At 65.4% G+C, this 14,016-nt stretch carries 9 protein-coding genes; 3 read left to right on the top strand and 6 right to left on the bottom strand.

Going from position 1 to position 14,016, the window contains the following annotated elements; translation table 11 throughout:
- The first annotated feature begins 19 nt into the window (after positions 1–19).
- Both CAG18_RS22740 and CAG18_RS22735 read left to right on the top strand, forming a co-directional pair.
- Entirely contained in the window at positions 20–1,699 is a 1,680-nt protein-coding gene (locus CAG18_RS22740; protein ID WP_085721598.1) for an FAD-dependent oxidoreductase, read from the top strand.
- 191 nt (positions 1,700–1,890) lie between these two features.
- Positions 1,891–3,216, top strand: a complete 1,326-nt coding sequence (locus CAG18_RS22735) for an MFS transporter (RefSeq protein WP_085721597.1) — start codon at positions 1,891–1,893, stop codon at positions 3,214–3,216.
- A gap of 204 nt (positions 3,217–3,420) precedes the next feature.
- Here CAG18_RS22735 and CAG18_RS22730 read toward each other — a convergent pair whose 3' ends face one another.
- The 3 genes from CAG18_RS22730 to CAG18_RS22720 form a co-directional block, all read right to left on the bottom strand.
- Positions 3,421–4,236 carry a sugar phosphate isomerase/epimerase gene (locus CAG18_RS22730; RefSeq protein ID WP_054571863.1) on the bottom strand — a complete coding sequence of 272 codons (816 nt, stop codon included), beginning with the start codon at positions 4,234–4,236 and terminating at the stop codon, positions 3,421–3,423.
- Positions 4,237–4,253: 17 nt separating this feature from the next.
- Positions 4,254–5,306, bottom strand: a complete 1,053-nt coding sequence (locus CAG18_RS22725; RefSeq protein ID WP_015269989.1) for a Gfo/Idh/MocA family protein — start codon at positions 5,304–5,306, stop codon at positions 4,254–4,256.
- A gap of 140 nt (positions 5,307–5,446) precedes the next feature.
- On the bottom strand, positions 5,447–6,223 hold the full coding sequence (locus CAG18_RS22720; RefSeq protein WP_015269988.1) for an IclR family transcriptional regulator: 777 nt from the start codon (positions 6,221–6,223) through the stop codon (positions 5,447–5,449).
- Positions 6,224–6,417: 194 nt separating this feature from the next.
- Here CAG18_RS22720 and CAG18_RS22715 point away from each other — a divergent pair, with 194 nt between their 5' ends.
- A complete protein-coding gene (locus CAG18_RS22715) occupies positions 6,418–8,130 on the top strand; it encodes an FAD-dependent oxidoreductase (protein WP_085721596.1) in 1,713 nt (570 codons plus the stop codon).
- A gap of 353 nt (positions 8,131–8,483) precedes the next feature.
- On the opposite strand, the gene CAG18_RS22710 is transcribed toward CAG18_RS22715, so the two are convergent.
- The 3 genes from CAG18_RS22710 to CAG18_RS22695 form a co-directional block, all read right to left on the bottom strand.
- The gene (locus tag CAG18_RS22710) at positions 8,484–8,747 is read right to left on the bottom strand and encodes a DUF3077 domain-containing protein (RefSeq protein ID WP_085721595.1); all 264 of its coding nucleotides are present in this window, start codon (positions 8,745–8,747) and stop codon (positions 8,484–8,486) included.
- A gap of 520 nt (positions 8,748–9,267) precedes the next feature.
- Complete coding sequence (locus tag CAG18_RS22705; protein WP_085721594.1) at positions 9,268–12,153, bottom strand: HD domain-containing phosphohydrolase; 2,886 nt, start codon at positions 12,151–12,153, stop codon at positions 9,268–9,270.
- Positions 12,154–12,422: 269 nt separating this feature from the next.
- Positions 12,423–13,916, bottom strand: a complete 1,494-nt coding sequence (locus CAG18_RS22695; protein WP_085721593.1) for an aldehyde dehydrogenase — start codon at positions 13,914–13,916, stop codon at positions 12,423–12,425.
- Positions 13,917–14,016: the final 100 nt, after the last annotated feature.

Here is a 14,016-nt window from a genome sequence, read left to right as displayed (position 1 = left end):
GCCTGAGCGGAACCCCACGATGCAACCCCTCGAATGTGACGTACTTGTCATCGGCTCCGGTGCCTCTGGCCTGGCTGCCGCCGTTACTGCCGCCCATCACGGCCAGCAGGTGATCGTCGCGGAAAAAGCCAGCCAACTGGGCGGCACCAGTGCCTGGTCGGGGGGCTGGCTGTGGATACCGCGCAACCCGCTGGCCATTGCCGAAGGCATCGTCGAGACAGACGATGCCCCGGAGCGCTACCTGCGCGGGCAAACCCTCGTCAGCGAACTGGACCCGCGCCAGCGCGCCTTCCTGCACCATGGCCCGGAGATGGTGGCGTTCTTCCAGCAACACACCGCCGTGCAGTTCCAGTGCGGCAGCCGCATGCCCGACATGCGCGAAGGCGATGGCAGCACGCGCGGTGGTCGTTCGCTGTGCGCCCTGCCATACGACGGGCGCCTGCTCGGGCCCTGGCTGCACAAGCTGCGCCCACCGCTGGACATCGTCAGCCTGGCCGGCATGGGCATTGCCGGCGGCGCCGACATGGCCGCCTTCTTCAACGCCAAGCGCTCGCCCACGGCCGCGCTGCATGTAGGCAAACGCCTGCTGCGCCATGGCCGCGACCTGCTGCTGCACCGCCGCGGCCTGCAACTGGTCAATGGCAACGCCCTGGTGGCACGGCTGCTGCGCAGCGCCCTGGACCTGGGCGTGACGCTACTGACCGACAAGCCGGCCAGCCGCCTGCTGGTCGAAGGCCGGGTCAGCGGCGCACAGTTTGCCGACGGCCAGATGATCCACGCCCGCCGCGGTGTGGTGCTGGCCTGCGGTGGCTTTGCACATGATCGCCAGCGTATCGCGCACCTGATGCCGCATGCGCCGGACGGTACCCAGCATTACTCCGCAGCCCCCAGGGAAAACAGCGGCGACGGCCTGCGCCTGGGCGAACAGGCCGGTGGCATGGTCCAGGCGACTGCGACCCATGCAGGTGCCTGGGCACCTGTGTCGCGGGTGCCGCGCAGCGATGGCAGTTTCGGCCATTTCCCGCACTTGATCGATCGCGCCAAGCCCGGCTTCATCGCCGTGCGCGGCGATGGCCGGCGCTTCGTCAACGAGGCCGATTGCTACCACGACTTCATGAACGCACTGTTCGCCGCCACGCCGCAGGGTGAAGCGCCGGAAGCCTGGCTGATCTGCGACCATGCCGCGCAACGTCGCTATGGTATCGGCTGGGCCAAGCCCTTCCCTTTCCCCACCCGTCACTATCAACGCTGCGGTTACCTGCACAGCGGTCGCACGCTGGAGGAACTGGCGCAGCGCTGCGGGATCGACGTCGAGCAGTTGCAGCGCACGGTGGACGGCTTCAACCGCCATGCAACCCGGGGTGAAGACCCGCTATTCCAGCGCGGTGTATCGGCCTACAACCGGGCGCAGGGCGAGCCGTCGCAAGCCCCCAATCCGTCGCTGCGGCCACTGCTGCACGGGCCGTTCCACGCAGTGAAACTGTTGCCGGGCAGCCTGGGTACCTTCGCCGGCCTGGGCACGGATGCCTCGGCCCGGGTACTGGACCGCAATGCGCGGCCGATCCCCGGGCTGTATGCGGTGGGCAACGACATGCACAGCGTGATGGGCGGGCACTACCCGAGTGGCGGTATCACCCTGGGGCCGGGGATGACATTCGGTTATCTGGCTGGTAGAGCGTTGAGTACCTTGACCACCTGAAATCACGTCGCCCCTTGCCTCGCCCGCAGGCCCAACGCAACCGTTCGGTAACCGAACACTAGCCCCTCCCTTTAATTGACGCTGCCGCCTTCACTGCTCACCATGCACCGGCCTTGCGTGCCCCCTGCCTGGGAACCGGTCACGTACTCGCAGCACCGCAGCTGAATACAATTTCAAGAATCGAGCAGTTTATGAACCACTCCAAGATCACCCCCGCCGCCCCCCGGATGCCCCAGGGTTCGATCGGCGACAAGCTTCGCGGCGCCTTCGGCGTCGGCAAGACCCGTTGGGGCATGCTCGCCCTGGTGTTCTTCGCCACCACCCTGAACTACATCGACCGTGCCGCGCTCGGCATCATGCAGCCCGTCCTGGCCAAGGAAATGAGCTGGACGGCGATGGACTACGCCAACATCAACTTCTGGTTTCAGGTCGGCTACGCGGTCGGCTTCCTGCTGCAGGGCCGGCTGATCGACAAGGTCGGGGTGAAGCGCGCGTTCTTCTTCGCCGTGCTGCTGTGGAGCCTGGCCACCGGCGCTCACGGCCTGGCCACCTCGGCCGCTGGCTTCATGGTCTGCCGCTTCATCCTCGGCCTGACCGAGGCCGCCAACTACCCGGCCTGCGTGAAGACCGTGCGCCTGTGGTTCCCGGCTGGCGAGCGGGCCATCGCCACCGGCCTGTTCAATGCTGGCACCAACGTCGGCGCCATGGTCACACCGGCCCTGTTGCCGCTGATTCTGGCCGTGTGGGGCTGGCAGGCCGCGTTCATCGCCATGGGCAGCCTGGGCCTGGTGTGGGTGGTGCTGTGGGTGTTGAAGTACTACAACCCTGAAGATCACCCGCGCGTGCGCCAGAGCGAGGTGGAGTACATCCAGCAGGATAACGAGCCCGAGCCGACCCGCATGCCGTTCAGCCGTATCCTGCGCCTGCGTGGCACCTGGGCCTTCGCGGTGGCCTACGCGATTACCGCACCGGTGTTCTGGTTCTACCTGTACTGGCTGCCACCGTTCCTCAACCAGCAATACAGCCTGGGCATCAACGTGACCCAGATGGGCATCCCGCTGATCATCATCTGGCTGACGGCGGACTTCGGCAGCATCGGCGGCGGCATCCTGTCTTCCTGGCTGATCGGCCGTGGCGTGCGCGCGACCACCGCGCGGCTGGTGTCGATGCTGATCTTCGCCTGCACCATGGTCAGCGTCACCTTTGCCGCCAACGCCAGTGGCCTGTGGGTCGCGGTGGCGGCCATCTCGCTGGCGGTGGGCGCGCATCAGGCATGGACGGCGAATATCTGGAGCCTGGTGATGGACTACACGCCCAAGCACCTGGTGAGCACGGTGTTCGGTTTCGGCAGCATGTGCGCGGCGATTGGCGGGATGTTCATGACGCAGATCGTCGGTAGCGTGCTGACCGCTACCAATAACAACTATGCCGTGTTGTTCACCATGATCCCGGCGATGTACTTCCTGGCGCTGGTGTGGATGTACTTCATGGCACCACGCAAGATCGAGAGCGCCTGAACGCGCTGACCATTTTCCTCTACGGGCCCTTGCGGGCCCTTTTTTTGGCCAGTCAGCAAACAGTAATTTGCCTGCCCGGCCTCATCGCCGGCAAGCCAGCTCCCACAGGTACAGCGTTGCTCTCGAGGTTGTCGCTGTACCTGTGGGAGCGGGCGTGCCCGCGAACACGGGCGGTAGCCCGTGCCATGCGCCGCGCGCTGTCAATCAGACTCTGGCCAACACTGCCATGGCCTTCTCCAGCGCCATGCGCGCACGCTGTTCGCCGCTCATGCCCTGTTCCAGCAACTGCCGTGTGGGGATCTCCAGGCTCAACGGCACACTTGGCGGCAAACCGCGCAGCAGGCCGACCAGATCGGCATCGCCCTCGCCCGGGAAGCGCCGCTCGTTACGTGCCTGGCGCAGGATCTCGTCCATCTCGGCCGGCACCGGGCCGGCAACGTCGCACAGCTGGGCATAGCGCATGCGCTGCGGTGCCAGTTGCGCCAGATCGTCCAGCGAAGAACCGGAGCGGTTGAAGTGGAAGGCATCCACCAGCACACAGCCATTGGCGCGGTCGGCGTTGGCCACCACCCGCATGGCCTGGCGCAGGTCACGCACATCAGTCCAGGGCATGAACTCCAGGTGCGGATGAATGCCATACCCCGCCGCCAGGTCACACAACGCAGCAAAGCGCTCGGTCAGCCGCGCTTCATCCGGGTCGTTGCCAGCCACCAGCAGCTCCGTGCCGCCCAGCTCGGCGCCCACCGCCAGGATCGGCTCGAAATCGGCGACACAGGTTTCCGGCTTAAGCCTCAGGATCTCCAGGTCGAGCACCTTGATGCCCGTATCGCGCAGGCGCGCCTGGGTCTGCCGGCGCAGGCCGGCATCGGCCACCAGCGGGAAATGCTGCTCCTGCTCGGTGGCGGGCACCAGGCGCAGGCCAACGTGGCTGTAACCGGCGCGGGCTGCTGCCTCGACCATGTCCGGCGGGGACAGCTCGAGTACCGTCAGGGCCGCCAGGGAGAAAATTCGTTCAGTCATTATCGTCACCCGACAATTCAAGCAATGTGCTCGGGCGCACAGGCCCGGCCAGTTTCCGCGGCCTGGCGGATCGCCTCGATCAGCGCCAGGGTACGGCCACCATCGGCGGCATCGATCAGTGGCGCCTGCTCACCCCGGGCAACCCGCACGAAGTGTTGCAACTGCAAGGTCAATGCCTCGCCGGCGGGGATGCTTTCCTCGCTCTGCAACAACGGCGTGTGCCAGCCCGACCCGACCTCGGCGTAGTGCCAGCGCTTGAGTTGCGGAATGCTCAGGGCCCCCTGGGTGCCGGCCAGCAGGTAGCACGGTTGGCCATCCTGGCGCGGGTAGACCGGGCTTTCGCCGGAGTCCAGCTCCCAGCTCCACGGCGCGGCCACCGCGTCGGAGCCAGTCAGGCTGCCCAATGCTCCATTGGCGAACTGCAGTAGCACCGCGGCGCTGTCCTCGTTGGCAAAACCGCGCACATCGTTGCGGGTGAATGCCTGCACCTGTACCACCTCGCCGCACAGGTGGCGCAGCAGGTCGAGGTCATGGATCAGGTTGGTCAGCAGGAAGCCAGCGCCCGGCTCGCGGCGCCAGGGGGTGTCGAAATAGCTGTCGGGCTTTTGCAACTGCCACAGCGCGGTGACGTTGATCAGTCGGCCCAGCTTGCCGTCGGCAATCACCTGGTGAGCCTTGGCGATCAGCGGGTTATGCCGGCGGTGATGGCCGACCAGCACCGGCACATCGTGGCGGCGCGAGGCTTCCACCAGAGCGCGGACTTCATCCAGGTGCACGCCCACCGGTTTTTCGACCAGCACCGGTACACCGGCCTCGACGCAGCCCAGGGCGGTGGCGACATGCAGGTTGTTCGGGTTGGCGACGATCACTGCCTCGGGGCGCGCGTGCTCCAGCATCTGGCGGTGGTCGGCAAAACAGGGCACGCCGCATTCGGCGGCAAAGGCCTCGGCCTGCGGGCCCGGGTCGGCCACAGCGCACAGCTGGGCCTGCGGCACATTCAGCAAATGCTGGTAATGCTGGCGGCCCATGCTGCCGGCGCCGATCAAGGCAATACGAAGGGGTGCGTTCAACAGCCTGTCCTCTTGTCATTGTTGTCATGCGGATTCCGGAATCTGATTCCACAATCCACATTCGACAATTTAGAACCAGGTTCAGCTTTTAAGAAGAAGCCGCAGGACAGAGTGTGCGGTAATCGACCGGAAATGCACCTTCAAGCGAACAACTCACTGGCCCGGCTGGCCGCCGACAGTTCCTCTGCCGCCGCCAGCAACAGCGGCGCCAGTTCTGCCATGCGGCTTTGCGCCAGGCGCGCACTGGGCCCGGCGATGCTCAGCACACCGATCACCTCGTCACTTTGCGGGCGGCGCACCACCGCAGCCAGGGCCGAGGTGCCAATGGCCGAGGTTTCCTCGACCCAGGCATAACCGCGCTCGCGAGCGCGGCGCAGGTAGGTGAGCAACTCGTCGGTGGAGCGTGGTGCATTCGGGCCGAACTGCGCCGGGTCGGCAATGCCCTGGCGCAATACCATCTGCAGCGCCTGCTCATCGTCCAGGCTGGCCAGCCAGGCATGCCCGGACGCGGTGTAGAACAGCGGCGCGTCGCGGCCCATGTCCGGGTCATAGCGCAGCCCGGAGCGGGCCCCCTGGGACTTGGCGATCCAGGTCTGGCGGGCGCCGTCGATCACGCCAAGGCGCACCAGTTCGCCGCTGTCCTGGGCCAGGCGGTCGAGAATCGGCTGAATGATGTCAGCACCGCTGCTGGCCAGGTAGCGGAAGCCCAGCGCCACCAGCTTGGCCGACAGCTGGTAGCGGCTGTTATCCCGGTTCTGCCGCACATAGCCCAGCCGCACCAGTTCGGTGAGCATGCGATGGGTGGCGCTCTTGGGGATATCCAGGCGCTCGGCCAGGGTTTGCAACGGCAGCCCTTGCGGCTCACCGGTAAGGCTTTCTACAAGACTGAAGGCGCGTTCGATCTGACTACCAGCCATGACACAGGTCCCTGAAATTTCTGCGAATTCTAGAAGATGATTCCACACCGCCGATAGCCGCCGCAGCAAGGGCGGCACGAACTGTCCGGTTATCGCCCATTACTTGCCCGGAAGGGCGGCCATACCCTTGCGGGCCGATTCGCTGCCGATAAGAATGTGGAACCTTGTTCCAATAACAATACAGGAATCCCGCAATGCCTTCCGCTCCCTACGAAACCGAATGCGATGTGCTGGTCATAGGTTCTGGTGCCGCCGGGCTGGCTGCGGCCGTGACGGCGGCCTGGCATGGGCAGAAGGTGATCGTGGTGGAGAAGGAGCCAGTGTTCGGCGGCGCCACCGCCTGGTCCGGTGGTTGGGCCTGGGTGCCGCGCAACCCGCTGGCACGCCGGGCTGGCATTGAGGAAGACATCGAGCAGCCGCGTACCTACCTTCGCAATGAACTGGGGGCGTATTACAACGCCGAACGCGTCGACGCCTTCCTCGAAGCCTGCCCGCACATGGTGGCGTTTTTCGAAAAGCACACGGCGCTGCAGTTTGCCGACGGCAACGGCATCCCCGACATGCATGGCGACACACCGGGCGCGGCCCAGGGCGGGCACCAGGTGATTGCCGCGCCCTATGACGCCCGCGAGGTGGGTGCGCTGCTGCCACGCCTGCGCAAGACCATGCGCGAAACCTCGTTCATGGGCATGCCGATAATGGCGGGTGCCGACCTTGCCGCGTTCCTCAACATGACCCGCTCGCCCAAGGCCTTGCTGCACGTGTGCAAACGCTTTGGCCGCCACCTGTATCACCTGGCCCGGTACGGCCGGGCGATGCACCTGGTCAACGGCGTGGCGCTGGTGGCCCGCCTGGCCAGGTCGGCACAAGACCTGGGCGTGCGCCTGCAGGAATCGGCGCCGGCCAAACGCCTGCTGGTCGAGGATGGCCAGGTGCGGGGCGCGCTAGTGGCTACACCGCAGGGCGAGCAACTGATCCGTGCCAAGGCCGTGGTGCTTGCGGCGGGTGGCTTCCCCAACGACAACGCCCGCCGCCAGCAACTGTTCCCGCGCGATGCCAGTGGCCATGACAACCTGGCCCTGCCCCCCAAAGGTTGTTCGGGTGACGGCCTGCGCCTGGGCGAGTCGGCCGGCGGCGTGGTCGCTACCGACCTGAAGTCGCCGGTGGCCTGGGCGCCGGTTTCGCGCGTGCCGCACCGCGACGGCAGCGTCGGCCATTTCCCGCACATCATCGAACGCGGCAAACCGGGCATCATCGGCGTGCTGGCCAACGGCAAGCGTTTCGTCAACGAAGCGCATGGCTACTACGACTACGTGTCAGCGATGGTCGCGGCGGTGCCACAGGGCGAAGAGGTGTGTTCGTGGCTGGTCTGCGACCACCGTTTCCTGCGCCGCTACGGCCTGGGCCACGCCCGCCCGGCGCCACTGCCGGTGTGGCCGCACCTGCGTAGCGGCTATCTCAAGCGGGCTGCCACCCTCGAGCAGTTGGCCCAGGCGTGCGGCATCGACCCGGTAGGGTTGCGCGCCACGGTCAGCGACTTCAACAACCATGCCCGCAACGGCCAGGACCCGGCGTTCGGCCGAGGTTCCACACCGTTCAACCGCAAGCAGGGTGACCCGCAGCACAAGGGGCCAAACCCTTGCGTGGCGCCTATCGAACATGGTCCGTTCTATGCGGTGAAGGTGCAGCCCGGCTGCTTTGGCACCTTTGCCGGGCTGCGCACCGACGGGAATGCCCGGGTGCTGGATGAGGCTGGGCAGCCGATTGCTGGCCTGTATGCGGCGGGTACCGACATGGCCAGCGTGTTTGGAGGCTGGTATCCGTCGGGTGGTATCAACCTGGGCCCGGCGCTGACCTTTGGCTATGTGGCCGGGCGGCATATTGCCGGGGTGCGGGAGTATGAGTGATTTGTCCTGTATGCCGAAAGGATTGCAGCGCCTGTGAGATCGAGCGCCGCCCGCGCGGCGCTTCGCGGGGCAAGCCCGCTCCCACATTTGTTGCAACGTGGCCATGCCTGTCAGGCCATGGTTGTCAGCCTTGGCGCACGACTGAAGATAGGTGGGGCGGCAGCCGCGCCAACGGAGAGATATCGTCATGCCAACAAAGCGGGCAACTATGGCCTGACAGGTTTGGCACGTTGCAACAAATGTGGGAGCGGGCTTGCCCCGCAAAGCGCCGCGCGGGCGGCGCTCGATCTGACAGGCGCTGAAACTGCCACGGCAAACACCTTGCGGCCCTCATTCGACCTGAAGGCCAACTCTCACTGCTTCATGCCCAGCTCGGCATCATCCATCAGCGCCTTGGCCATCGCGCTCAGGTAATGGGCGGCCCAGATCATCATCGGTTTCTCATCCATCAGGCCGGTAATGGTCAGTTCGCGGACATAGCCCATCAACTCCGAGGACTGCTCGCGGGCATCGCGGCAGGGGATGCCGGGCTCGATGCGAAACAGTGGATGAGTACCGTTTTCGCCTTGGTAGAAGGTGGTCTTGCCGACGGTAAATTGGGTCTCTTCTGTGGTCATTGGTGAATCCCCTGAAATTTCTCGACTGCTTGCACTGGCCCTTTCGCGGGCACGCCCGCTCCCACAGGTACTGTGCAACTCTTGAGTACGGTGAAGATCCTGTGGGAGCGGGCGTGCCCGCGAAGAGGCCAGAACAGGCAACACATTACTTATGCCCTGGTGCAAAGTGTCTTCGAAGGAATCGGGGGATGTGGGGTGGATCGGGGACAACTTTCAGCATGCTTTGGTATCCATTTGTTGGGCCACTACCGGCCTGCTGTCAAACAAGTAGGTGGCAGCTGTACATAGGTTGACAGACCGGCGGATACCAGAACCGGCGCACGCGAACGTGCCCCATGCACAGCCACCATGAAGCGCAAAGCCATGCGAAGTATCTCGTCGCGGCCTGTCAAAGCCGATCGCTGATGTGCAGCGACCCGCCGAGACTAGAGCGCTGCCAAAGCGGCCGCAACGGGAAACAGGCGGCGTGAGTATCTTTGGGAAATGGCCTACAAGGAAGGGGCTAAATCTGATTTTTCGCTCAAGCCGGGCAACGCATCTGCCCCAGCCAGTACGCCACGTCCACCTCGTCGATCTGCTCGGCACGCAGGAACCGCTCGGCATACTGGCGGTACACCCCGCTGCTGAGGAACAGCTCCAGCAACTGGCCGTCGATGTGCCCGCCGCGGGCCATGCCCACCAGGATCTTCACCGACTCGGACAAGGTCTTCGGCGCCTTGTAGGGCCGGTCGGCCGCGGTCAGCGCCTCGAAGATGTCGGCAATCGCCATCACCCGCTCGGCAATGCCCAGGTCCTGCTCGCCCAGCCTGCGCGGGTAGCCGCTGCCGTCCATTTTCTCGTGGTGGTTGCCAGCGATGTCCGGAACCCGCTTGAGCTGGCGGGGGAACGGCAAGGAACTGAGCATGATGATGGTCTGCACGATGTGTTCGTTGATCTTGAAGCGTTCCTCGTCATTCAGCGTGCCGCGGCGGATCGCCAGGTTGTACAGCTCGCCGTAATTGCTGGCACAGGCCGGCAGGCGCATGTCGAAGCCCCAGCGGTTGCGCGGGTCGTCCTTCGCCACCGGCGGCTTGCGGGGGCCCCAGGGCACGCAATGCTCGGGGCGGTCGGCCAGCAGTGGCTCGTCAACCGGTAGCGCAGGTGGAGGCACGTCGGCAAAGCGCTCCAGCTCATCACGGGAGATGCCCAGGCGGTTGTCGAAATGGCGCTGCCAAAGGCGCTGGCCAATCTGCTGCAGGCGCTCGATGTCGGCGTCCTGCATGAACTCGCCGCCGATGTTGGCCTGGGCGACGAAGGCGAAGTCGTCCTGCAACTGCGCCTGGCTGCGCACCAGGGTGGCTTGCAGCGCCTGCTGGTCGCCACCGCTGGCCAGGCCTTGCCAATAAGCCAGCTCGGCATCCCGCCAGAGCACCTCGAAACGCATGCGCACCTCGTGGATACGGTTGTACAAGGTTTCCAGCTTGGTCGCCTTGTCCACCACATACTCGGGGCTGGTGACCTTGCCACAGTCGTGCAGCCAGGCCGCGACGTGGAATTCGTAGCGTTCAGCCGCGGTCATGCTGAAACTGGCGTAGGGGCCGGTTTCGGCCGCCACCGCCTGGTCCAGCAGCATCTGCGCCAGTTGTGGCACCCGCTCGCAATGGCCACCGGTATAGGGGCTCTTGGCATCGATGGCATCGGCCAGCAACTTGATCATGGCATCCAGCAGGCGTTGCTGGGCTTCGGCCAGCTGGCGCGTCTCGATGGCCACCGCCGCCACCCCGGACAGTTCCGCGACAAAGCTGCGCAACGGCTGGCCTGCCTGCTCGTGTACATGTCCATCGCCCAGTTGCAGGATCAATATGCCCAGCAGCGCCTGGCTGCGGTCATTCAGCACCAAGGCCAGGGTGCCCTCATGCAGGCCGAGGGCCTGGCTCACTGCCGTGGCCAGGTGCTGCTGGGCAGTCTCGTCCACGGCCAGCTCGCCAGGGTACTGCTCGCCATGGCAGGCAGCGGCCAGGCGCAGCAAGGCGTTTTCGGCATCGAACAGGTAAACCACGCCGGCACTGCCCCCGGCGGCTTCCACCAGATGGGTCAACACACCGTCGAGCATGCGTTCCAGGTCGCGCTCGCTGCTGAGTGTGAGGGTAATCGCCTGAAAGCTGCGGATGGTGCCGGACATGCGGCTAAGCACGCGGCTCAGCTCGCGCACTTCGGATACCCGCGAGCGCACCCCGACTTCGCGGCTGAAATCAAAGCCAGCCAGGCCTTGTATCTGTTCAGCCAGCAACCGCAACGGGCGGCCGATACGCCGGCCAAGCACACCACCGAGCACCAGCAGCACGCTTATCAGGGCAGCGGTCCAGAGCAACTGTTCGAGCAGTACCTTGCGTGCACCGGCCAGCAACTCATGGCCTGGCACGGCAATCAGCACCTGCAGGTCCTGCCCGGCCAGGTTGGTCAGTTGCACACGCATGCCATACCAGGTCTGCCCGTCCACCTGATAAGGCTGCGGCCGGGGGCCTTGCGGCAGGTCGGCGTAAAGGTGCTCCAGGCTGGGGATGCCCAGTTCGGCGATGCGCGACAAGCGCACGGCCTGCCCTTCGTGCACGATTACCCGCTGCAGGTCCGGGTAGGCCACCACGCTGCCTTGGTCGTCGATCACGACGATCTCGGTGCCGGGGGTCATGCGCAGGCCCTGAGTCTCACTGGCCAGGTCGTCGACCGAAACGTCCATGCCGATCACCGCCCCGCCGTCGAGGCTGCGCTGGGCCATGGTCAGGCCGATCTCGCGGGTGGTGAAGAACACATAGGGGTGGGTCAGCACGGTGGTGGGCTGGGCACTGGCTTCGACAAACCATGGGCGCGTGCGCGGATCGTAGCGGTATTCAGGCTTGGCCTGGGCCTGCAGCAGGTTCAGCGAGCGGTCGTAGAAGCGCCATTCACCCTGCACCTCCCCGCCCTCACGGCTGACGCTCTGCACCAGAAATACCGTGCCCGGCGGCGCAGCGAAACGCTGCAGCAACTGCGGGTCACGCAAGCGGCGCACCAGCAGGAACTCACCACTGGGGTAACCCATGTAGGCAGCACTTAGCATGCGGTTGGCGTCCAGCGTCTCGACCAGTTGCGGCAAGCGTTCCAGGCGCTGAGCCGGGGTTTGCGCGGCTGGGTTGTGGGCCAGCAGGCGGATACTGCTGTGCACCGGGTCGATCAGGCGCCGGGCGCGCTCGTCGATGGTCTTGCCTATTTGCTGGGCAGAATCACCCGCTGCGGCAACCAAGGTCTGACGAATGCCGTGATAGCCCTGCCAGGCCAGGGCGGCGCCGAGCAGCAACATGCCCAGCACGATGGCGAGTGCCACCAGCCACTGCAGTGAAATGCCACGTCCGGCGTTGCCAGCAGCACGACCATTCGACACGCAGCCCATCCCAGGTACTCCATGTATGGCACATTGCCTTGGCTGATACCCGCAGCAGTGTAGAGGGCGGACGGGCTTTTTGCCGGGCTAGAGAAGAAATTTAGTCTTGCATGGCTCTTCTAGCCAGTACCGGCCCTTGTAGGAGCGGCCTTGTGTCGCGATAGGGCTGCAAAGCAGCCCCGGCAATTTGTGCATCTGTGCTGAAACCCTGGGGCTGCTTTGCAGCCCTATCGCGACACAAGGCCGCTCCTACAGGTCCTGGGTATGCTTTCGGGGTATCAGGCGCGCAACTGGTACCAGGTGGTCTTGAGCTGCGAATACTTGTCGAACGAGTGCAGCGACAGGTCGCGGCCAAACCCGGACTGCCTGCCGCCGCCGAACGGCACCGTCACATCCAGCGCATCGACCGTGTTCACCGACACGGTGCCGGCCTTCAACGCCCGTGCCACGCGGTGCACCTGGTTGAAGTCATCGCTCCACACCGACGCCGCCAGCCCATAGATGCTGTCGTTGGCCAGGCGCACGGCCTGCTCTTCACTGTCGAAGGCACTGACCGCCAGCACCGGCCCGAATACCTCTTCCCGCGCCAGGCTCATACGGCCATCGACACCGGCAAAAATGGTCGGCTCGATGTAATTGTCCGAGCCGTCGATGGTCAGGCGCCGACCACCGCACACCAACCGCGCGCCATCCTGCCCGGCGCGGGCGATGGCGGCTTCGATCCGGCCAGCCTGACCGGCATCGACAATTGCACCGGCACGGCTCGCCGGGTCCAGCGGGTTGCCTGGCAGCCACTGGCGGGCCTTGGCCTGCAGGCGCTCGATGAACTCGTCATGGATGGAGCGCTGCACGTACAGCCGCGAGTTGGCCGAGCACACTTCGCCCTGGTTGAAGAAGATGCCAAATGCCGCCTTTTCCGCAGCCAGGTCCAGGTCCTGGCAGTTTTCGAACACCAGGTTGGGGCTCTTGCCGCCGCACTCCAGCCATACCTGCTTGAGGTTGGACTGGGCCGAATACTGCATGAAGTACTTGCCCACCTGGGTGGAGCCGGTGAACACCAGGCAGTCAACGTCCGGGTGCAGGCCCAGTGCCTGCCCGGCCTGCTCGCCCAGGCCCGGCACCACGTTCAGCACGCCTTCCGGCACACCGGCCTGCAGCGCCAGCTGGGCCAGGCGCAGGGCCGAGAACGGTGATTGCTCGGCGGGCTTGAGCACCACGCTGTTGCCGGCAGCCAGCGCCGGGGCGAGCTTCCAGGCGGCCATGTCGAGCGGGAAGTTCCACGGCACCACGGCGGCGACCACGCCGAGGGCTTCGCGGGTGATGGTGGCCAACGCGTTGGGCGCGGTGGGTGCCACCTGGTCGTACAGCTTGTCCAGCGCCTCGCCATACCAGGCGAACACCTGCGCCGAGCCCGGCACGTCGATGTTGTAGGCGTCCATGACCGGCTTGCCCATGTTCAGCGAGTCCAGCAACGCCAGTTCTTCGCGATGGGCCAGGATCAGCTCGGCCAGGCGCAGCAGCACTTTTTTGCGCTCACCCGGGGCCATGCGCGGCCATGGGCCTTGCTCGAAAGCCCTGCGGGCGCTGGCGACGGCCAGGTCGACCTCGGCCTGACCGCAGGCGGTGACCTGGGCCAATACCTTGTTGGTGGCGGGGTTGATGGCGGCGAAGGTGGCGCCGTCCTGTGCGTTGACGGGCTTGCCGTCGATCAGTGCATTGGCCGGGAGGTAGAGGTCCGAGGCACGTTGTTGCCAGAATCCGAGAGTGTACATTTGTACTCCAGGCGACCGTCATGCGGTCGTCTTGCGCAAGTAACAGGTACCACACAGTCCGCAAGCACGCCGCACTCCCTCTGTGGGAGCGGGCAAGCCC

This window comes from Pseudomonas sp. B22(2017), from assembly GCF_002113105.1.
GTDB classification, from domain to species: Bacteria; Pseudomonadota; Gammaproteobacteria; order Pseudomonadales; family Pseudomonadaceae; genus Aquipseudomonas; species Aquipseudomonas asiatica.
The sequence above is the reverse complement of the archived record's forward strand: the minus strand, read 5'-3'. Positions and strand labels throughout refer to the sequence as shown.

Excerpts from the sequence above, each read along its gene's own strand:
- CAG18_RS22740 (WP_085721598.1), top strand. The coding sequence starts at position 20 with ATGCAACCCCTCGAATGTGACGTACTTGTCATCGGCTCCGGTGCCTCT.
- CAG18_RS22735 (WP_085721597.1), top strand. The coding sequence starts at position 1,891 with ATGAACCACTCCAAGATCACCCCCGCCGCCCCCCGGATGCCCCAGGGT.
- CAG18_RS22730 (WP_054571863.1), bottom strand. The coding sequence starts at position 4,236 with ATGACTGAACGAATTTTCTCCCTGGCGGCCCTGACGGTACTCGAGCTG.
- CAG18_RS22720 (WP_015269988.1), bottom strand. The coding sequence starts at position 6,223 with ATGGCTGGTAGTCAGATCGAACGCGCCTTCAGTCTTGTAGAAAGCCTT.
- CAG18_RS22715 (WP_085721596.1), top strand. The coding sequence starts at position 6,418 with ATGCCTTCCGCTCCCTACGAAACCGAATGCGATGTGCTGGTCATAGGT.
- CAG18_RS22710 (WP_085721595.1), bottom strand. The coding sequence starts at position 8,747 with ATGACCACAGAAGAGACCCAATTTACCGTCGGCAAGACCACCTTCTAC.
- CAG18_RS22705 (WP_085721594.1), bottom strand. The coding sequence starts at position 12,153 with ATGGGCTGCGTGTCGAATGGTCGTGCTGCTGGCAACGCCGGACGTGGC.
- CAG18_RS22695 (WP_085721593.1), bottom strand. The coding sequence starts at position 13,916 with ATGTACACTCTCGGATTCTGGCAACAACGTGCCTCGGACCTCTACCTC.